A 19,901-nucleotide genomic window follows, 5' to 3' on the forward strand; every position below is an offset into this window, starting at 1 on the left:
AAGGAGTGGAGATGACCCATACGGCGGAAACGTACGCGCAGGCTGGCGATGCGAACGCAGACCAGATGGTGGAGACGTGGCTGAACGAGTTCGGTGCGGCGCTGAGCGCGGGTGACACGGAGCGAGCGGCCGAGCTGTTCGAGGCCGACGGATGCTGGCGGGACTTCGTGTCCTTCACTTGGAACATCCGCACGCTCGAAGGCCGGGACGAGATCCGGGAGATGCTTGATGCCCAGCTCACCGCAGTCTCGCCCTCGAGTTGGACTCTCGACGAGCCCGCGACCACAGCCGACCATGTGGCCGAGGCGTGGATCCGTTTCGAGACCGCGTCGGGTCGCGGCTGGGGCCATCTCAGGCTGCGCAACGGCCGTGCCTGGACTCTGCTCACCACGCTGCAAGAACTCAAAGGGCACGAGGAGAAGAAGGGCCGCGACCGCGACAAGGGCGTCGAGCACGTCATCACGCGCGGCCGCCGGACATGGCTCGAGCAGAAGGCCGATCGGCAGGAGAATCTCGGCTACACCGAGCAGCCCTACGCGGTGATCATCGGGGGCGGCCAGGGCGGGATCGGGCTTGCGGCCCGACTCAAGCGGCTGGGCGTACCCACGATCGTCATCGAGAAAAACGAACGCGCCGGGGATTCGTGGCGCAAGCGCTACAAGTCGCTGCACCTGCACGATCCGGTCTGGTACGACCATCTGCCCTACATCCCGTTCCCGGACGACTGGCCGGTCTTCCCCGCTAAGGACAAGGTCGGGGACTGGCTCGAGCACTACACCGCGATCATGGACCTCGACTACTGGTCGGGCACGGAGTGCCTGGGGGCCGAGTTCGATGAGGCGACGTCGACCTGGCGGGTTCGGGTCGATCGGAATGGCGAGAAAGTCGAGCTCAGGCCAACCCAGCTCATCTTCGCGCTCGGGGTGTCCGGCTACCCCAACATCCCGCGCTTCGAGGGCGCGGAGGACTTCACAGGAGAGCAGTGGCACTCGTCGGAGTTCACTGGCGAAGGTGATGTCGCGGGCAAGCGAGCCGTGGTGATCGGCTCTAACAACTCCGCCCATGACATCTGTGCCGCGCTGTGGGATCACGGCGCCGAGGTGACGATGGTGCAGCGCTCGTCCACTCATATTTCCCGGAGTGAATCGCTGATGTCGTTGGCTCTTGGCCCGCTCTACTCTGAGGAGGCGCTCGAGGCCGGGGTGACCACTGAAAAGGCGGACATGTTGTTTGCCTCCTGGCCGTACCGGCTGCTCCCCGGCGCACAGATCCCCGTCTACGAGCAGATGGCCGAGCAGGATTCCGAGTTCTACGACAAGCTTCGCGCTGTCGGGTTCGACCTGGATTTCGGCGAGGACGGGTCAGGGCTTTTCCTGAAGTACCTGCGACGCGGGTCGGGGTACTACATCGACGTCGGCGCCAGCCAGTTGCTGATCGACGGCGAGGTGGCCCTGGAGCGAGGGCAGGTGTCACGAATCCTGCCCGACGGGGTCGAACTCGACGGCGAGCGCGTGCTGCCCGCAGACCTCATCGTCTACGCCACCGGGTATGGCTCGATGAACCAGTGGCTTGTGGACCTCGTGTCCCAGGAAGTCGCGGATCGGGTGGGCAAGGTGTGGGGCTACGGCTCTGACACCACCCGTGATCCAGGGCCGTGGGAGGGCGAGCTCCGCAACATGTGGAAGCCGACCAACGTCGACCAACTGTGGATCCACGGTGGCAACCTGCACCAGTCGCGGCACTACTCCAAGTACCTCGCGCTGCAACTCAAGGCTCGGATGGAGGGCCTCGACACTCCGGTGTACCGGGTCCAGGAGACGTACCACACATGCTGACCGGTAGTTGGTCTCTTCCGCGCGAGGCGAAATAGACCGCGGCCCGTGATCAGCGCTGTGATCACGGGCCGCGGTGGCTTCCGGCTGGGTCAGCCCAGGGACAGGCCGTAGCCGCCGGACTTCTTCGCCTTGGGGATGGCACCGCCCGTGGTGGGCGCCGACGCCTCGGCACCGGAGTCGGTGCTCTGGCCCTCGGCCTTGTCGGCCGTCGATGCCTCGGTCGCGGACGCCTCGGTCGCCTCGGTCGCCTCGGCAGGCGCGTCCGCGGCAGCCGGCGTGTCGGCAGCGGGGGTCGCGTCAGCTGGTGCAGCGGCCGGGGCCTGCGCGTCAGCCGGGGACTTCGCGGCGGCCTTCGGCGCGCCGGGTGCCTTGGGCGCACCCGGGGCCTTGGCGCCGCCCTTGAGCCCGAGGCCGACCGTCGGCTTGGCCGGAGCGGTCGTCTCGGCCTCGGCGGTGGACGCGGCGTCGCCCGTCGCGGATCCGGCGGGGGCGGACTCGGCCGGAGCGGTCTGCGCCGCCGCCGACTCGCCCGCGGACGGCTCCGCGGCCGCCGCCTTGGCGCCACCGGGGGCCTTGGCCCCGCCCGGAGCCTTCGCGCCGCCGGGGGCCTTCGCCTTGCCACCGCCGAGCGTGAGCCCGCCCGACCTGGGAGCGCCGGCGCTCGCCTTGGGCGCGCCCGAGGTGGCCGGAGCCGAACCCTGGGCCGCCTCGCGCGTCTCCTCGGTGCGCTCGGCGTCCTTCACCGCGGACTGCTCCTCGACCGCGGCATCGCCACCGGCCTTCGGCGCACCCGGCGCCTTCGCGCCGCCCGGGGCCTTCGCGCCGCCCGGGGCCTTGCCGCCACCGAGCTTGAGGCCACCCGACTTGGGAGCACCCTTCGAGTCGGCGGCCGACGGCCCGGCCTCCGCGGCGCTGACCGTGCCACCGGAACCGGCGGCCGCGACCTCCGCGCCCTCGCCCTCGTCGATGACGGCGTTGTCGGGGGCGGCCTCGGCGGTCTTCGGCTCGGCGGGAGCGGACGCTGCGGCGCGCTCGGCCTCGGCGGCGGCCTGCTCGGCCTGCTCGGCCTCCTTCTCCGCGGACGTCTTCTCGCGCTCGGGCGCCTCCAGCCACTCGGGCTGGCGCGGCTCGGGCAGGCCGCCGTCGCGGGAGACGGACTCCAGCAGCAGCTGGGCGACGTCCACGACCTCGACCTGGCCCTCGAGCTCGGTGCCGTCGGTCTGGGCCGTGGCGCCGTCGGAGAGCATCACGCGGCAGAAGGGGCAGCCCGTGGCGATCTTGGAGGGCGAGGTCGACAGTGCCTCGTCGACGCGGTCGATGTTGATGCGCTTGCCGACCGTCTCCTCCATCCACATGCGCGCGCCACCGGCGCCACAGCACATGGACCGCTGCCCGTGACGGGGCATCTCCTTGAGGGTGACGCCCGAGCCGTCCATGAGCTCACGCGGCGCCTCGTACACCTGGTTGTGGCGGCCGAGGTAGCACGGGTCGTGGTAGGTCACGTTGCCCTCGATCGGCGCGACCGGGATGAGGCGCTTCTCCCGCACCAGGCGGTTGAGCAGCTGGGTGTGGTGGACCACCTGGTAGTCGCCACCGAGCGGCCCGTACTCGTTCTTCAGCGCGTTGAGGCAGTGGGCGCACGTCACCACGACCTTGCGGTGCGACGCGGGCACGCCGTCGAAGGCGTCGTTCATCGTCTCGATGTTCTGCTCCGCGAGCATCTGGAACAGGAACTCGTTACCCGCGCGGCGGGCCGAGTCACCGGTGCAGGTCTCGCCCTGGCCGAGCACCGCGAACTTCACGCCGGCGGTGTGGAGCAGGGTGGCGACGGCCTGCGTGGTCTTCTTGGCGCGGTCCTCGAAGGCGCCGGCGCAGCCGACCCAGAACAGGTACTCGGTGTCGCCGAAGTCCTCGACGTCCTTGCCGATCACGGGGATCTCGAAGTCGAGGGCGTTCATCCACTCGTCGCGGCCGGAGTTGTTCTGGCCCCAGGGGTTGCCCTTGTTCTCGAGGTTCTTGAACAGGCCGGCGAGCTCGGTCGGGAACTCCGACTCGATGAGCACCTGGTAGCGGCGCATGTCGATGAAGTGGTCGACGTGCTCGATGTCCACGGGGCACTGCTCGACGCAGGCGCCACAGGTGGTGCAGGACCACAGGGCCTCCGGGTCGATGATGCCCGCGGCCGTCGGGTCCTCGGAGACGTCGGCGGTGGTGTGGCCGACGAGCGGGCGCTGCGCCTCGAGGCGGGCGGCCTCGGGGATCTTGGCGAGCCGGGCCTCGTCCGGGTTGCCGTCGGCGTCGACCAGGCCGGTCTCCTCACCCATGGTGGTCTGACCACCGGCGAGCAGGTACGGAGCCTTGGCGGTCGCGTGGTCACGCAGCGACATGATCATGAGCTTGGGGCTCAGGGGCTTGCCGGTGTTCCAGGCGGGGCACTGCTCCTGGCAGCGGCCACACTCGGTGCACGTGGTGAAGTCCAGCCAGCCCTTCCACGAGAAGTCCTCGATCGCGCCGGCGCCGAGCTTGGGCTCGAAGTCCTCGTCGGCCTCGGTGAGTTCCTCGATCTTCTCCATGGTCAGCGGGACGCCGTCCATGGTCATGGGCTTGAGGGCGCCCAGCGCGGTGCGGCCGTCGGCCTCGCGCTTGAAGTAGATGTTGAAGAACGCGGAGAAGCGGTGCCAGGCGACGCCCCAGGTGATGTTGCGGCCCACGACGTACAGCCAGATCATGCCGGTGAGCAGCTTGACGAGCGCGAAGATCGAGACCATGAGCTCGTTCGCGGGCAGGATCGTCGAGAGCGGGCCGGAGACCCAGTCGGTGGACCAGTGCCAGTCGTACCCCTGCGCGCTCTTGAGCGAGAGCTTGCCGGCCTTGACGAAGATCATGCCGAGGCCCTCGAGGAGCACGACGGTCTCGACGAAGTAGGCGGCCTTGCGGTCGGAGCCGACGAAGCGGTTGAGGCCGCGGCGCTGGTTGACCTGACGGATCACGATGAGCGCGAGGATGCCGACGACGGTGCCCAGGCCGAGGAACTCGTCGATGGCGTGGTACCAGACCTGATCGGACAGCCAGGGCCAGCCGCCGTAGGGGTTGAACGTCTGGATGTAGGCCTCGAACCAGACGATCGATCCGAGGAGGAAGCCCACCATGACGAACCAGTGGAAGAAGCCCACCGAGCGCTTGCGCGCCATCCGGGTGTGGGCGCCCACCTCGACGATGACATTCTTGAGACGCGGCAGGATCGGCCGGAAGCGGTCGAACCCGTCCTTCTGTCCCAGGAACAGGCCGCGCACCATGCGGTTGACGCCGCCGATGAACGAGGCCCAGCAGAACAGACTGAGCAGGACGCCGATCGTCCCGAGAGTGATGGTCACGCCTGACATGGTTCGCGGCCTTTCGTCGCACTTCTCGACGCACGAGCACTCATAGACCCCTGTGGGCGCCCGTCGACTGTGTCGAGGTCAAAGGTAAGCCACGCGGGCCCCGTCTGCCGAGTTGAGGCTGCCCTTACCGGAGCAGGCTCCACTCGCAGGCGGGGCCCGCGTGTGCTGTGGTGATGGTCAGTTGGTCCGGAGCGTCAGCCCGGGATGGGCCGCGAGGACGTCGGCGATCGGGACCGCCGACAGTCGCGGGGTGAACCCGGCGGCGCGGGCGACCGAGTCCGCGTTGGCGCACGTGCCCGTGTCGGCGACGTTCGACGCGCTCGAGATGCCCAGGGCGCGGTCGCCCGAGAACACGACGCCGCCGCTGTCGCCCGGCAGTGCGCACAGGTCCACTGTGAAGGCGCCGGAGATGGTGCGCGTGCCGGCGACGTCGATCTGCGCGTCGACCTGGGAGATCGTGCCGCAGGAGAAGCCGGTCCGGAACCCCGTCTTGCAGGCCTTCTGCCCCACGACCGGGGCGGCCGTGCCGACGATGCCCTGGGTGCTGCCGTCCCCGGCGCCGACGAGGTTGGTGCGGAACCGGTCCGCGACGTCCTCGTCGACCTCGATGAGGGCCGTGTCGATACCGTCGCGCTGGGTGCGGGTCAGGGTGCCGAACTCCTCGCCGTCGGCGAGGGCCGCGCGCGTGCCGTCGGCGCCGGCGCAGTGGGCGGCGGTGACGACGACGGGCTTGCCCTCGAGCTCACCGTTGAACCCGGTCGAGCACTCGAGGACGCCGTCGGGGACGCGCACCTGGAAGGCGGTACCGCCCACGACCGGCCCCGCGGGGGCGGGGACGGACTGGATGGCGCGGCGCCGGTCCTCCGGCACCGGGGTGGCCTGCGCGGGCGCCCGCTCGGTCATCCCGTCGATGATCGACCCGGTCCCCGGGGTCAGTCCGGCGAGCAGGTCCACGACGGTGCGCAGCGGGCCCTCGGGGATGACACCGGCCTCGTTGAGCAGGCCGAGGCTGCCGAGCGAGCCGGAGCCGCCGGCGCCGCTGCCGGGGGCCGCCTGGGCGTCGAGGCGCTCGTCGGCGCCGGCGCGGGTGGTGGCCGGCTCGAGCCCGTCGACGGTGGGCGTGCCCTCGGACTGCCCGCCGCCGTCGCTACCGAAGGGGGCGGTGTCCCACCGGGGATCGGGGGCCTCGATCATGTCGATCTCGGCGAGGTCGCGGAGGCGGGCGTCGAGGTTGCCGAGCTGCGCGGCCTCGCCGCCGCGGGTGGTGACGACGACGGCGTTGCGGGCGGGGTCGACGCGCACACCGGTGACGAGCCCCTCGAGGTCCTCGGGCATGTCGTCGATGATCTTGCGGACCTGGCGTTCGCGGGCGGCGAGCTCCGATGTGGTGAGCGCCACGTCCCGGACCGTGAACCCGGCTCCGGTGGCCTCCGTCCGGAGGCGGTCGCCGGCCGCTCCGGCGACCACGCCGACGAGGCCGGTGCCGTCGTCGTCCAGCCAGACGCCGCCGAACGCGTCGCGGAACTGCTGCTCCCAGCGCGGGCCGGCCTCGGCGAGTCGCCCGCCGAGATCGGCCTGGGCGAGGAACTGCTCGGGCGTGAGGCCGAGATCGCGGCGCAGTGCCTCGACGAGCGAGGTCAGCTGCGGTGCGAGGGCGTCGGCGAGGGCGGGAAGGGCCGCCGCCCCGGCGGGCTGCGCGGCGGGGGCGGGAGGGGCGACCGGGGTGGGCGAGGGGGCCGCGCCGGCGGGCGACGCGGTGACCACCAACGCCGCGGCGGCGGCGACGGCGGCGAGCTTCGGGCTGATGCGCATGATGGCCTTCTCGTGTTGCACAGACGGACGACCGTCGGTCGACCGATCGCGGCTCGGGTTGATGCCGGTGAGATTACGGACCTGTGATTACTGAGTCCAGTGTGACACGTGTGATTGATGAGAATCGGTCGGCGGTTTCCGGGAGGGGAGTGGAGTCGGAGAATCGCGGACGCTGCCGCTAGGCTGCCTCTTCGGCAACGACGCACGCGTCATCACCAAAGACTTATCGACCGGAGGTCCCATGTCCGACGCTGACGCCGCACTACACGACGCGCTGGAGACCGTGGTGCGACGCAATCCCGGACAGCACCTCTTCCGGCAGGCGGTCCACGAGGTGCTGGAGTCCCTCGCACCCGTGGTCAAGCAGCACCCCGAGTACGTCGAGGGCGGGATCCTCAAGCGGATCATCGAGCCCGAGCGCGTCATCTCCTTCCGCGTGCCGTGGGTCGACGACAACGGGGTCATCCAGGTCAACCGCGGCTTCCGCGTGCAGTTCAGCTCCGACCTCGGCCCGTACAAGGGCGGTCTGCGCTTCCACAAGTCCGTGGACGAGGACACGCTGAAGTTCCTCGGCTTCGAGCAGGTCTTCAAGAACGCCCTCACCGGCCTCGGCCTGGGCGGCGGCAAGGGCGGCTCGGACTTCGACCCCCACGACAAGAGCGACTCCGAGGTCATGCGCTTCTGTCAGTCGTTCATGGCCGAGCTCGCGCACCACATCGGCGCCGACCTCGACGTGCCCGCCGGTGACATCGGCGTGGGCGGTCGCGAGATCGGCTACCTGTACGGGCAGTACCGCAAGATCACCGGCCGCAACGAGGCGGGCGTCCTCACCGGCAAGGGTGTCGGGTACGGCGGGTCCTGGGCCCGCACCGAGGCGACCGGCTACGGCCTCGTCTACTTCGTGCGCGAGATGCTCCGCGACACCGAGTACAGCCTCGAGGGCTCGCGCGTCGTGGTCTCCGGCTCGGGCAACGTCGCCCTCTACGCCGCCAAGAAGGCCGCACAGCTCGGCGCGACCGTCGTGGCCTGCTCCGACAGCCAGGGTTACGTCATCGACGAGGACGGGCTCGACCTGGACCTGCTCTCCGACATCAAGGACATCCGCCGCGCCCGCCTCACGGCGTACGCCGAGGAACGCGGCAACTGCACGTACGTCGAGGGACGGTCGGTGTGGGAGGTGGACTGCGACATCGCACTGCCCTGCGCCACCCAGAACGAGCTCGACGGCGACGCGGCCCGGCAGCTCGCCGACAACGGCTGTCGGGTGATCGCGGAGGGCGCCAACATGCCGCTGACCGAGGAGGCCGTGCAGGTCGTCCACGAGCGCGGCATCCTCTTCGGTCCCGCCAAGGCCGCCAACGCGGGCGGCGTGGCCACCAGCGGTCTCGAGATGCGGCAGAACGCCGGGCGTCTGCAGTGGGACTTCGAGCGCGTCGACTCCGAGCTCGACCGCATCATGACGACCATCCACGCCACCGCGGCCGCGACCGCCGAGGAGTACGGCGTCCCGGGTGACCTCGTCGCCGGCGCCAACATCGCCGCCTTCCGCAAGGTGGCCGACGCGATGCTCGCCCAGGGCGTCATCTAGGACCGCATCCGCCCGGGTGCCGGGGCCCGCGACCGGCCCCGGCGCCCGGCGACGGCGCACCTGGTCGTCGTCGTCCCCACGGTCTTCTTCTCTTCCACGGTCGATCCGAGAGCGTCCCGGACGCCTCCGCCCACGCGGCGGGGCGCCGGGACGCTCTCGTCGTTGAGTCGGCCCGACTCAGGATCTACCGTGATGTGGCTCACGATGGGAATGGATTGTGCTGCGCCCCCGTTGTACGGGTCGAGAAACCTCAGTGGGGCGGACTCAAGTCGGGTTGACTCGCCGGGCAGCCGGAAGGCAGGGTGGAGTCAACGACGCGGCCTTGAGCCGGGTCCACTGAAGACGAGTCATCGCTCGCGGAAGTAGAAAAGGAGATCACCATGGGACGTGCAGTCGGTATCGACCTCGGCACCACCAACTCGTGCGTCGCCGTCCTCGAGGGCGGCGAGGCCAACGTCATCGCCAACGCCGAGGGGTCGCGCACGACCCCGTCGGTGGTCGCGTTCGCCAAGAACGGCGAGGTCCTCGTGGGCCAGCCCGCCAAGAACCAGGCCGTCACCAACGTCGACCGCACCATCCGCTCGGTCAAGCGCCACATCGGCACCGAGTGGAAGTCCGGCGACATCGACGGTAAGGCCTACACGCCGCAGGAGATCAGCGCGCGCACGCTGCAGAAGATCAAGCGCGACGCCGAGGCCTACCTCGGTGAGGACGTCACCGACGCCGTCATCACCGTCCCCGCCTACTTCAACGACGCCCAGCGCCAGGCCACCAAGGACGCCGGCCAGATCGCCGGCCTCAACGTCCTGCGCATCGTCAACGAGCCCACCGCGGCCGCCCTGGCCTACGGCCTGGACAAGGGCGACAAGGAGCAGACCATCCTGGTCTTCGACCTCGGTGGCGGCACCTTCGACGTCTCGCTGCTCGACATCGGCGACGGCGTCGTCGAGGTCCGCGCGACCTCCGGCGACAACCACCTCGGTGGCGACGACTGGGACCAGCGCATCGTCGACTGGCTCGTCGACAAGTTCAAGGCGCAGAACGGCATCGACCTGACCAAGGACAAGATGGCGCTCCAGCGCCTGCGCGAGGCGGCCGAGAAGGCCAAGATCGAGCTGTCCTCGGGCCAGTCCACCTCGATCAACCTGCCGTACATCACCGTGGACGCGGACAAGAACCCGCTGTTCCTCGACGAGACCCTGTCGCGCGCCGAGTTCCAGCGCATCACCCAGGACCTGCTGGACCGCTGCCGTCAGCCGTTCCAGGCCGTCATCAAGGACGCCGGCATCTCGGTCTCGCAGATCGACCACGTCGTGCTCGTCGGCGGTTCGACCCGCATGCCGGCCGTGTCCGACCTGGTCAAGGAGCTCACCGGCGGCAAGGAGCCCAACAAGGGCGTCAACCCGGACGAGGTCGTCGCCGTGGGCGCCGCGCTGCAGGCCGGCGTGCTCCGCGGGGAGGTCAAGGACGTCCTGCTGCTCGACGTGACCCCGCTGTCGCTGGGCATCGAGACCAAGGGTGGCGTGATGACCAAGCTCATCGAGCGCAACACCACCATCCCCACCAAGCGGTCGGAGACCTTCACCACGGCCGACGACAACCAGCCGTCCGTGCAGATCCAGGTCTTCCAGGGCGAGCGTGAGATGGCCGCGCAGAACAAGCTGCTCGGCTCGTTCGAGCTCGCCGGCATCGCCCCCGCGCCGCGCGGTGTGCCGCAGATCGAGGTCACCTTCGACATCGACGCCAACGGCATCGTCCACGTCACCGCCAAGGACAAGGGCACCGGCAAGGAGAACACGATCATCATCCAGGACGGCTCCGGCCTGTCCAAGGAGGAGATCGACCAGATGATCAAGGACGCCGAGGAGCACGCCGCCGAGGACGCCAAGCGTCGCGAGGAGGCGGACGCCCGCAACCAGGCCGAGTCGACGGTCTACCAGACGGAGAAGTTCGTCTCGGAGAACGAGGACAAGATCCCGGCGGACAAGAAAGACTCGCTCAACGCCGCGATCGCCGAGGCCAAGACCGCGCTCGAGGGCTCGGACGTCGACGCGATCAAGGCCGCCGTCGAGAAGGTCAACACCGAGGCCCAGGCCGTCGGCCAGGCGATCTACGAGGCCTCCGCGGCCGAGGGCGCCGAGGCCGGCGACGCCTCCACCGCCGGTGCGGCCGACGACGACGTCGTGGACGCCGAGGTCGTGGACGAGGACGAGGGCAAGGGTGAGTCCAAGTGACCCGCCCCGAGGAGAGCGACGCCGCCGAGACCGCCGCCTGGGCGGGCGCTGACGACGAGGCGCAGCGTGCCGCGGAGTCCGTCGAGGCCGAGGTCGTCGACGACGCGTCCGCCGCGGCCGATGCCGCGGCGGACGTCGCCGCCCCCACCGACGGGACGTCCGACGACGCCGCGTCCGGGGAGGGCGGGGCCGCCGACCCGACCGCGGAACTGCAGGCGCAGCTCGACGAGCGGACCGCGGACCTGCAACGGGTGTCGGCGGAGTTCGCCAACTACCGTCGCCGCGTCGAGCGCGACCGCCAGTCGATCATCGACACCGCCAAGGGCTCGGTCCTCACCGAGCTCCTGACGATCGTCGACGACCTCGACCGGGCCCGCGAGCACGGGGATCTGGAGGAGGGACCGCTCAAGGTCTTCGCCGACAAGGTCCACGCGCTGCTGGCCTCCCAGGGAGTCGAGGCCTTCGGCGAGGAGGGCGACGCGTTCGACCCGGCCGTGCACGAGGCCGTGCAGGACGAGTCCGACGGCTCCGAGCCCGTCCTCGGCACGATCCTGCGCAAGGGCTACCGCCACGGCGAGCGGACCCTGCGGACGGCGATGGTGATCGTCCGCTGAGCCACCCGGCTCGGCGTGCCGAGCCACCCGGCTCCACAGGCGTGCGGGCACGGAACCGACCACCGGTCGGAAGGCCGTGCCCGCACGCCGACCCGCCCCCGGCCCCGCCGGGGAACCTGAGAGAATACGAGACGTGAGGAAAGGAGGCGTCTGGTGAGTCAGCGCGAATGGGTCGAGAAGGACTACTACGCCGAACTGGGCGTCTCCAAGTCCGCCAGCCAGGACGAGATCCGTAAGGCCTACCGCAAGCTCGCCCGCGAGAACCACCCCGACTCCAACCCGGGCAACGCGGCCGCCGAGGACAAGTTCAAGCGGATCAGCGAGGCCAACGACGTCATCGGCGACCCCGCCAGACGCAAGGAGTACGACGCGTTCCGCGCGCAGGTCGGCTCCGGCGGCTTCAGCGGCTTCGCCCCCGGCGGCGGCACCTACACCACGAGCGACTTCGACCTCGGCGACCTGTTCAACGGCGGCGGTCCCGGTGGCGCCGGCGGCTTCTCCGACCTGTTCGGTGGCCTGTTCAACCAGGCCCGCGGCGGCGGCGGTGGCGGCGGACGCGGGCGGGCGCAGCGCCAGCGCGGAGGCCAGGACGTCGAGACCGCCCTCACCCTGACGTTCCGCGAGGCCGCGCTCGGCGAGACGGTGCAGATCAAGCTGTCCTCGCCGTCCCCGTGCCTGACCTGCCACGGCAGCGGCGCCCGGCCCGGCACCAGCCCCAAGGTGTGCGGCACCTGCCACGGCGCCGGCGTCACCCAGCGCACCCAGGGCGCGTTCGGGTTCGCCGAACCGTGCACCGACTGCGGCGGCACCGGGTCCAAGATCGACGACCCCTGCCCCGAGTGCACGGGCAGCGGCGTCACCACCCGCACCCGGACCATCAACGTCAAGGTCCCGGCCGGGGTCCAGGACGGACAGCGCATCCGCCTGTCCGGCCAGGGCGAGGCCGGCTTCCGCGGCGCTCCGTCCGGCGACCTCTACGTCACCGTGACCGTCCAGAAGGACGCGGTGTTCGACCGCGACGGCTCCGACCTGCTCGTGGACCTGCCGGTGTCGTACCCGGAGCTGGTGCGCGGCGCCCAGGTGTCCGTGCCGACCCTCACCGGGCGGGTCACCGTGAAGATCCCCGCTGGATCGCGCGACGGGCAGATCCTGCGCGTCCGGGGCCGGGGCATCGCGACCAAGACCGGAACGGGTGACCTCAAGGTCACCCTCCGGGTGGCCACGCCCCCCGCCGGGATGGCCGAAGCCGAACTGGCCGCCTACGACGACGCGTTGCGCGCGGCGGGCTTCGATCCCCGGTCGGGCTGGGCCGGGGCGACATGAGCCCCCGGCGGGACGTCGGGGAGCTGGGGCCCGACGACAGCGTCCTGGTGATCTCGGTGGCCGCCGAACTGTCCGGCCTGCACGCCCAGACCCTGCGCACCTACGACCGCCTGGGGATCGTCACGCCCGAACGCACCCGCGGCGGCGGCCGACGCTACTCCCTTCGGGACGTGGCCATGCTGCGCGAGGTGCAGCGCCTCAGCCAGGAGGAGGGCGTCAACCTCGCCGGCATCAAACGCATCATGGAACTGACCAACCAGGTCGACGCCCTGCGCGACCGCGTCGCCGAGCTGGTCGAGGAGAACGCCGAGCTGCGGCGCCGCGCCGGCTCCGGAACCCGCACGGGCGGCGAACTGGTCCACGTGCCCCGCTCGACCTCGGTGGTCGTGTGGCGGCCGCGGCACCAGCGCGGGGACCGCGAGGACTGACCCGCCGGGCGGTCCGCCGGGCCCGCGGGTGCGGGTACCGTCGACCGCGACAGGGCCCGGCCGACCGGGCCGGAGCCGAACCAGGAGGACCCGCCGTGCGTATCGCCGCCGCCCAGATCCTGACCGGACGCGACCCGCAGGACAACCTCCGTCTGGTCCGCGAGAGGATCGCCGAGGCCGCCGCGCGGTCGGCCCGCGTCGTGGTGTTCCCCGAGGCCACCATGCGGGCGTTCGGCGCCGGCCGCCTCGACGAGATCGCCGAGCCCCTCGACGGCCCGTGGGCCGGCGCCGTGGCCGAATCCGCCCGTGAGCACGGTGTCCTCGTCGTCGTCGGCATGTTCACGCCCGGTCAGGGCGGCCGCGTCCGCAACACCCTCCTGGTCACCGGACCCACCGGGGCCGGCGAGACGATCCACCTGGGCTACGACAAGATCCACCTGTTCGACGCCTTCGGGTTCGCTGAGTCCGACACCGTCGAGCCCGGCGACGCCACGCGCGTGTTGACGGTCGACGGGGTCGGCATCGGCCTGAGCGTCTGCTACGACATCCGGTTCCCCGGCCAGTTCACGGCGCTCGCGACCGCGGGCGCGCGCATCACCCTGTGCAGCGCGTCGTGGGGCGCCGGGCCGGGCAAGGTCGACCAGTGGCGGCTGCTCGCGCGCGCCCGCGCGCTCGACTCGACGACGTTCGTGCTGGCCGTCGGCCAGGCCGACCCGGCCGTCGAGGGGGTGGAGGTCAAGCGCGGCGCGCCCACGGGCGTCGGTCACTCGCTGCTCGTGGGACCGGACGGGACCGTGCGCGCCGAGGCCGGCCCCGGCGCGGGGGTGATGATCGTGGACGTCGACGACGACGAGGTCACCGACATCCGGAAAGCCATTCCCGTGCTCGCCAACGGACGGGTCACCGAGGCCACGGGCGGGGAGGTCCCGCAGTGACCGGGCCGGGCGGCCCACGCGGGGGCGAGGACCCCGCAGACCCGCCGACCGAGCGGATCCCGCCCGCCGGCTCCGGCCCCGCGGACCCCCCGACCGAGCGGCTGGCGCCGGTCGATCCCGCCACCCGCCACATCCCGCCCGCGGCGGGCGGGCCGTCGAGCGCGGCGTGGTCGCAGTACCCGGCCGACCCCGCCGAGCCCGGTTACCCCGCCGACCCCGCCGCGCCCGGCACCCCGGCCGGCGCCGCGCCTCCGCCCGGCGACGTCCCGCCACCCGGCGGCGGCGACCCGTGGGACGGCGGCCGCGGGGGCGGCGGGCCGACGCCCTGGGTGATCGTCGCCCTCCTCGTGGCCGTCGCCCTGTTGGCATCGCTGGTGGTCTGGCTGGTCACCGCGTCGGGCGGCGAGGACGAGCCGGTCGCCACGCCCACCACCTCCACGCGGACCACCACCCCGACGACGTCGCGGACGACCACCTCGGCCACGCCCACGACGACCGGCCCGCCGAGTGCCACCGAGCGCTGCACCTCGGAGTTCGTCGCGGGTGAACTGGGCCGGGGCACGACCGTCCGGCAGTGCGACGAACGGTTCCTCCTGGTCACCCGCGAGAGCGGCGAGCTGGAGCTGTTCTCGTGGCGGGACGACGCGTGGCGCTTCCTCGCCCGGCCCGCCTCCGAGGTGTGCCGCGAGCAGCTCCAGCAGCTCGGCGTGCCCGACCGCTTCCGCCGCGTGTTCGAGTCGTGTGACGTCGCGACGAGTTCCACCACGTCGTCGACCACGTCCACGAGCCGGACCAGCTCGACCACGACCACCGGCGCCACGACGACCCGCCCCACGACCACCGTCACCACCTCGGAGACCGCGACGTCGACCCCGACCACCGACGACGCCGACGGCACGGACGCGGCCGACGGCGAGGCGAACGGCGGCGACACGGCCGACGACGAGACGACCGTCGTCGGCATCGCGGCGGAGCGCTGACGCGGGCGAAGGGCCCCGGGTCCGTCGACCCGCCCGCGGCTCTCAGGGCCGGTCGAAGCTGATGTTGGCCCGCGGCGTGCCCGCCGCGACCAACCCGCGGACGGTCGCGCGCAGCATCTCCGGGGAGCCCGAGACGATCACCTGCCGGTCGGCCCACGCCCCCCACTGCGTGACGGCCTCGACGAGCGTCCCGGTCTGGCGCCGGTGCAGCGTGCGGGGCAGTTCCTGGCGGGGGCCGGCCCACCAGGGGTCCTCGTCCTCCTCGGCGACGGGCTGGATGGTCAGCCACGGGGCGGTCGCGGCGAGGTCGACAAGCGTCGGGAGATCGTAGAGGTCCCCGGGGAAGCGGGCGCCGTAGAACAGGTGGACGCGCGGGTTCGAGCCGTGGCGCATCATGTCGAGCAGCAGGCAGCGCAGCGGGGCGATGCCGGTGCCACCGCCGATCATGAGCACGTCGCGGAACGGCTCCGACCGGTCGACCTCGAGCAGGCCGAGAGGCCGGGCGAGCACCCAGCGGTCGCCCACCCCGACGCCGCGGACCAGGGCACCGCTCAGCGCGCCGCCGGGCACGTCGCGGACGTGGAACTCGATCTGTCCCGCCGGGTTGGCCGGGATCGACGGGCTGAGCCGCCGCCACACGCCGGGCGAGTAGGGCGTGAGGACGCTGAGGTACTGCCCGGGGTGGTAGTCGACCATCACGTCGGAGATCAGCCGAACCACCACGACGTCGCGGGTGGGCCGGAGGACCTCCACCACGGTGGCGCCGACGCGCGCGGGGCCCTCGCCGGCGGCCGCGCCCTGCTGGAGGGCGGTCGACAGCACTCGGTAGGCGGTGGTCAGGGTCGTCTCGAGGCGGTCGTCCCAGCCCCGCCCGGCGAGGTGGCGCAGGGTGCGGGTGAGCGCCTCGCCGAAGGCCCGGTGGTGGCGGGGCGCGAGCTCGAGCTTGCGGTGGTCGGCGCCGAGGTGCCGGGCGAACTCGACGACCTCCTCGACCTTCGTCCGGTCGCCGCGGGCGTACTCGGTGGTCTCGAACGCCCACGTCATGGCCCGGACGAACTCCCGCAGCACGGGTGTGGCGTCGCGGGGGAACAGCTCGCGGAAGTCGGGGTCGGCGGCGCGCAGGGCCCGGGCGAACAGATCGGGGAAGCGCTCGTCGACCATGAGGTCGCGCAGCGCGAGCAGCGGCGGCGCCTGCGCGCCCACCTCGACGGGCTCGTCGAGCGGTTCCGCCAACGGGTCGTGACGCGGCCCGAGGAACGGGTCGAGGTCGATGTCCGAGACGAGGCGTTCCACGTCGTAGCCGCCGAACGGGTGGTCGGCAGGGTCCGGTCCGGGGCCGTTGCTCACGCTCCGTGCACCTCCCGTCTCGTCGTCGTCGACACCTGACACCCTATCCGCGCGCACCGACACGCCCGCCGGTACGGACTCACCGGGCGGACCGCGCCGCTACCTGCCCAGGGTGATGTCGACGCCCGCGCGCAGTTCGTCCTCGGTGTAGGTCAGCTGGCCCCGGCCGGGCAGTTCCACCACGTAGAAGGCGCCGCCGGCGGGGACCTCCGAGAACCCGAACGTGAACGTGCACGAGGCGAGGTCGCCGCCGGCGTAGGCGAGCCGCGCGGTGTCGACGACCGACGTCGCGCCCTCGAGGAGGGTGATGGTGGTGCCCTCGCCGATGTCGGACAGGGAGACGGGCAGGTCGCAGCCGGTGTCGTCGCCGGAGACCGGGTCGGCGGGCGTGGAGACCACGGTGAAGGTGCCCTCGACGACGAACGACGACTGGTCCGGCGCGCGTTCCGGCAGGGAGAGCGGGGGGAGCGGGCCGGGCGCGGCGCCGGTGCCGCGATCCGACCACGGGCCGGGGAGCACGCCGGCGAGGGCCACCCCCAGGACGACGACAACGACGAGCGCCACCCCCGCGAACACCGCGCCCGTCGCGAGGCGACCCCGGAGGGCGGACCCCGGCTCCGGCGCCCCGGGAGCCTGGCCGGTGCCGGGACCGCCATCGGGGGCCGGGAACGGGGGCTGCTGCGGCGGGCCGTCGGCGTCCGGGCCGGGCACCGGCGATGGCAGGGGTCGGGGCGGGTCCCCGTAGCGGTAGGTGCCGTCGGCGAGCGGCGGGTAGTGCATCGGCATGAGCGCCGCTCCTTCCCGCCCGGTGTCCGGTCGCCGACGTGACGCCGGCCGCGGGTCGATTCTAGTCACCGCACCGGCGGCGGGCGGGCCACGGTCGCGCCCCGTCCCGGGGTGGCGACTGGGTGATCCGGTGGTGCGTCGGGGAAGGTGGAGGTATGTCTGCCCAGCCAGCCCGCCCCGCTCACGACCCCGCGGAGTCGGTCCACCACGACCCGGTGGCCGACTCCGATCTGGATCCCGCCACCCCGGTCCCCACCCGGCCCGGCCCGGTCGAGGCGGTGACGAACGTCGTCCGCGGCGCCCTCATCGGGATGGCCGAGCTGGTACCCGGCATCTCCGGCGGCACCGTCGCGCTGGTCGTGGGCGTCTATCCGCGGCTGCTCGACACGGGTGCGCACATCGTCGACGGCATGCGCTCGGCGATCCTCGGACCGGACCGGCGGGTGCGGACGCGGGCGGCGTTCCGGCACGCCGATCTGTGGCTGCTGGGCCTGCTGGCGGTGGGCATGCTCACGATGGTGTTCACCATGGCCGGCGTCATGGTGGGCTTCGTCGAGGACTACCCCGAGGTCTCCCGCGGGCTGTTCCTCGGCATGGTGGCCATGAGCATCGCCGTCCCGTGGGGGATGGCGCGGCAGGTCCGCGGTGGACGCACCTGGCTGCTCGTCGTGCTGTTCCTCGTGGGCGCGGTGCTGGCGTTCGTCCTGTCCGGGTTGCCGAGCGGCACGATCAGCGACCCGTCCTATCTGCTGGTCTTCGTCGCGGCGGCGGTGGCGATCTGCGCCCTGGTCCTGCCCGGCATGTCCGGCTCGTTCCTGCTCATGGCGATGGGCCTGTACGCGCCCACGATGAGCGCCGTGGAGAACCGCGACCTGGGCTACATCGGCGTGTTCGCCGTCGGCGCGTTCGTCGGGATCGCCCTGTTCGTCAAGGTGCTGGACCGGCTGCTGGAGGATTTCCGCAAGCCGACCCTGATCGTGATGACCGGCCTGATGCTCGGCTCCCTGCGCGCGCTGTGGCCGTGGCAGGACGAGCAGGGCGGCCTGCTCGCGCCGGGCGACAACCTGCTCACGGTCGGCGCGGCCGCGCTGGGCGGCGTGGCGATCGTCGCGGTGGTCCTGGTGGTGGAGCGCAGGCTCTCCGCGACGATCGAGCACGAGCACGCCGAGCATGCCGCGCACGACGCGGCCGGGCGGGCCGCCGCCGGTCAGGCGGGGGACAGCACCTCCGATTCCAGCCTCCGGTAACCGGTCTCCATCCCGTCGACCATCCCGGTGCCGATGATCGTGTCCCGCAGGTCGACGCTCGCGTAGGTGATGACCAGCGTGAGCAGCGTCCCGCCCTCCACGGCGGTGAGCGTGAGCTCGTTGTGCGTGGGCGGCGCGTCCACCCCCTCCATGATCTCGGTGGACACCTCGCGGTGCGGCGGGTCGCTCGCGAGGAGCTGCCCGGTGATCGCGAACTGCTCGCCTTCGACGCCCTCCTCGGGCGCCCATTCGAAGCGGGTGGTGCCGCCGGGTTCGGTGGCGACCTCGCACCCTACGAGGGTCCATCCGTCCGGCCCGAAGAACCAGCGTCCGAGCAGGTCGGGGTCGTGGTGGGCGTCCCAGACCCGCCGCGGGGTGCCGCGCAGGACCCGGCTGAACCGCACGGTCGTGTCGTCGAGGTAGTGCACCTGCGTCCCGGTGTCGGGTGCGAAGGTGTCGTCGTCGGCGACCACCGCGTCGATCTGGCCCATCGCCTCGCGGGTGCCCTCCTCCATGCCCATCTCGACGAGCTGCTCGAGTTCGGTCAGGCTGCCGAAGTGCGAGGTGGTCGTCAGGCGGGAGCCCGTCCCGGTCGTCTCGAACGCGAACACCATGCGGGTGACGGGCAGGTCCGGGTCGGGTGTGCCGTCGTCGCGGCTGAAGCCGTCGAGGACCTCGAACGAGCGGCCCTCGTCCACCGTGAGGAACTCCCAGTAGCCGCACGCGCGGCTGCCGTCCGGGCCGGTCATGTAGTAGTCCGACCGGCCGCCGGGGAAGACGTCGTGCCGGGTGAACGTGGCGGGCCACGTCGGCGGGCCCCAGAACTTCTCGAGTTGCCGCGGGTCGACGTAGGCGTCCCACAGGCGACGCACCGGCACCGTGAACTCGGCGACGATGGTCAGGGTCAGTTGGTCGAGATCTTTGTCCACCGATGTCACCGGCATGACGGGCCTTCTTCCTCGCGGGTGGTGCTCGGATGTGGTGTTACTCGTGGTGCTGCTCGTCGGCGAGGAGGGCGTCGAGCCGGTCGATGCGTCCCCGCCAGATGTCCTCGAACCCGTCGAGCAGGTGCTGCGCTCGTCGGATCGCGTCGACATCGCCCCGGATCCGGCGCTCGCGCCCGATCCGGTGATCACTGATCAGTCCGGCCTCCTCCAGGACGTTGACGTGTTTACGGACGGCCGCGAACGACATGTCGTATCTGTCCGCGAGTTCCGAGAGCGTCGACTCCCCGGCGAGCGTGCGCCGGAGGATGTCCCGCCGCGTGGCGTCGGCCAGGGCGCGGAACAGTCGGTCCACCTCGGTGTCATCGAGGGCCACCTCATCCGTTCGACATGAAACCATGTGGTATCACGTTAGGCCTGTCGCAGCGGGTGGTCAATACCCCGC

At 71.7% G+C, this 19,901-nt stretch carries 15 protein-coding genes; 9 read left to right on the forward strand and 6 right to left on the reverse strand.

Annotation, left to right across the window (positions count from 1 at the left end; translation table 11 throughout):
- The first annotated feature begins 11 nt into the window (after positions 1-11).
- Entirely contained in the window at positions 12-1,835 is a 1,824-nt protein-coding gene (locus tag RWK90_RS14170; protein ID WP_314038262.1) for an NAD(P)/FAD-dependent oxidoreductase, read from the forward strand.
- An 89-nt stretch (positions 1,836-1,924) separates the two neighbouring features.
- On the opposite strand, the gene RWK90_RS14175 is transcribed toward RWK90_RS14170, so the two are convergent.
- Both RWK90_RS14175 and RWK90_RS14180 read right to left on the reverse strand, forming a co-directional pair.
- Complete coding sequence (locus RWK90_RS14175; RefSeq protein WP_314038263.1) at positions 1,925-5,218, reverse strand: heterodisulfide reductase-related iron-sulfur binding cluster; 3,294 nt, start codon at positions 5,216-5,218, stop codon at positions 1,925-1,927.
- 177 nt (positions 5,219-5,395) lie between these two features.
- On the reverse strand, positions 5,396-7,030 hold the full coding sequence (locus tag RWK90_RS14180) for a S1 family peptidase (RefSeq protein ID WP_314038264.1): 1,635 nt from the start codon (positions 7,028-7,030) through the stop codon (positions 5,396-5,398).
- A 241-nt stretch (positions 7,031-7,271) separates the two neighbouring features.
- Here RWK90_RS14180 and gdhA point away from each other — a divergent pair, with 241 nt between their 5' ends.
- From gdhA to RWK90_RS14215, 7 genes are all read left to right on the forward strand, one after another.
- A complete protein-coding gene (gdhA, locus tag RWK90_RS14185) occupies positions 7,272-8,618 on the forward strand; it encodes an NADP-specific glutamate dehydrogenase (protein WP_314038265.1) in 1,347 nt (448 codons plus the stop codon).
- Positions 8,619-8,998: 380 nt separating this feature from the next.
- Entirely contained in the window at positions 8,999-10,852 is a 1,854-nt protein-coding gene (gene dnaK, locus RWK90_RS14190; protein WP_314038266.1) for a molecular chaperone DnaK, read from the forward strand.
- Positions 10,849-11,466 (forward strand): nucleotide exchange factor GrpE, encoded by a 618-nt coding sequence (gene grpE / locus RWK90_RS14195; RefSeq protein WP_314038267.1) that lies wholly within the window; start codon positions 10,849-10,851, stop codon positions 11,464-11,466. Before dnaK ends, grpE begins: the two co-directional genes overlap by 4 nt.
- 153 nt (positions 11,467-11,619) lie before the next feature.
- The gene (dnaJ, locus tag RWK90_RS14200) at positions 11,620-12,789 is read left to right on the forward strand and encodes a molecular chaperone DnaJ (RefSeq protein ID WP_314038268.1); all 1,170 of its coding nucleotides are present in this window, start codon (positions 11,620-11,622) and stop codon (positions 12,787-12,789) included.
- Positions 12,786-13,217 (forward strand): heat shock protein transcriptional repressor HspR, encoded by a 432-nt coding sequence (locus tag RWK90_RS14205; RefSeq protein ID WP_314038269.1) that lies wholly within the window; start codon positions 12,786-12,788, stop codon positions 13,215-13,217. Before dnaJ ends, RWK90_RS14205 begins: the two co-directional genes overlap by 4 nt.
- 95 nt (positions 13,218-13,312) lie before the next feature.
- The gene (locus RWK90_RS14210; RefSeq protein WP_314038270.1) at positions 13,313-14,152 is read left to right on the forward strand and encodes a carbon-nitrogen hydrolase family protein; all 840 of its coding nucleotides are present in this window, start codon (positions 13,313-13,315) and stop codon (positions 14,150-14,152) included.
- Positions 14,149-15,132 (forward strand): hypothetical protein, encoded by a 984-nt coding sequence (locus RWK90_RS14215; RefSeq protein WP_314038271.1) that lies wholly within the window; start codon positions 14,149-14,151, stop codon positions 15,130-15,132. Before RWK90_RS14210 ends, RWK90_RS14215 begins: the two co-directional genes overlap by 4 nt.
- A 42-nt stretch (positions 15,133-15,174) precedes the next feature.
- On the opposite strand, the gene RWK90_RS14220 is transcribed toward RWK90_RS14215, so the two are convergent.
- Both RWK90_RS14220 and RWK90_RS14225 read right to left on the reverse strand, forming a co-directional pair.
- Complete coding sequence (locus RWK90_RS14220; protein ID WP_314038272.1) at positions 15,175-16,479, reverse strand: FAD-binding oxidoreductase; 1,305 nt, start codon at positions 16,477-16,479, stop codon at positions 15,175-15,177.
- 99 nt (positions 16,480-16,578) lie between these two features.
- Positions 16,579-17,265, reverse strand: a complete 687-nt coding sequence (locus RWK90_RS14225) for a hypothetical protein (protein WP_314038273.1) — start codon at positions 17,263-17,265, stop codon at positions 16,579-16,581.
- A gap of 155 nt (positions 17,266-17,420) precedes the next feature.
- Here RWK90_RS14225 and RWK90_RS14230 point away from each other — a divergent pair, with 155 nt between their 5' ends.
- A complete protein-coding gene (locus RWK90_RS14230; protein ID WP_314038274.1) occupies positions 17,421-18,512 on the forward strand; it encodes a DUF368 domain-containing protein in 1,092 nt (363 codons plus the stop codon).
- Here the strand turns inward: RWK90_RS14230 and RWK90_RS14235 are convergent.
- Together RWK90_RS14235 and RWK90_RS14240 are read right to left on the reverse strand one after the other, a co-directional pair.
- A complete protein-coding gene (locus RWK90_RS14235) occupies positions 18,473-19,456 on the reverse strand; it encodes an SRPBCC family protein (protein WP_314038275.1) in 984 nt (327 codons plus the stop codon). The two genes, RWK90_RS14230 and RWK90_RS14235, sit on opposite strands and share 40 nt — an antisense overlap.
- A 40-nt stretch (positions 19,457-19,496) precedes the next feature.
- The gene (locus tag RWK90_RS14240) at positions 19,497-19,856 is read right to left on the reverse strand and encodes a helix-turn-helix domain-containing protein (RefSeq protein WP_314038276.1); all 360 of its coding nucleotides are present in this window, start codon (positions 19,854-19,856) and stop codon (positions 19,497-19,499) included.
- Positions 19,857-19,901 lie beyond the last annotated feature (45 nt).

This window comes from Dietzia sp. CH92, from assembly GCF_032248695.1.
Lineage (GTDB): Bacteria > Actinomycetota > Actinomycetes > Mycobacteriales > Mycobacteriaceae > Dietzia.

Bases quoted from the DNA above. Each gene is read 5' to 3' on its own strand.
- RWK90_RS14240 (WP_314038276.1), bottom strand. From the start codon at position 19,856: ATGGTTTCATGTCGAACGGATGAGGTGGCCCTCGATGACACCGAGGTG.
- RWK90_RS14175 (WP_314038263.1), bottom strand. From the start codon at position 5,218: ATGTCAGGCGTGACCATCACTCTCGGGACGATCGGCGTCCTGCTCAGT.
- dnaK (WP_314038266.1), top strand. From the start codon at position 8,999: ATGGGACGTGCAGTCGGTATCGACCTCGGCACCACCAACTCGTGCGTC.
- gdhA (WP_314038265.1), top strand. From the start codon at position 7,272: ATGTCCGACGCTGACGCCGCACTACACGACGCGCTGGAGACCGTGGTG.
- RWK90_RS14170 (WP_314038262.1), top strand. From the start codon at position 12: ATGACCCATACGGCGGAAACGTACGCGCAGGCTGGCGATGCGAACGCA.
- RWK90_RS14180 (WP_314038264.1), bottom strand. From the start codon at position 7,030: ATGCGCATCAGCCCGAAGCTCGCCGCCGTCGCCGCCGCCGCGGCGTTG.
- RWK90_RS14225 (WP_314038273.1), bottom strand. From the start codon at position 17,265: ATGCCGATGCACTACCCGCCGCTCGCCGACGGCACCTACCGCTACGGG.
- RWK90_RS14205 (WP_314038269.1), top strand. From the start codon at position 12,786: ATGAGCCCCCGGCGGGACGTCGGGGAGCTGGGGCCCGACGACAGCGTC.
- RWK90_RS14235 (WP_314038275.1), bottom strand. From the start codon at position 19,456: ATGCCGGTGACATCGGTGGACAAAGATCTCGACCAACTGACCCTGACC.
- RWK90_RS14230 (WP_314038274.1), top strand. From the start codon at position 17,421: ATGTCTGCCCAGCCAGCCCGCCCCGCTCACGACCCCGCGGAGTCGGTC.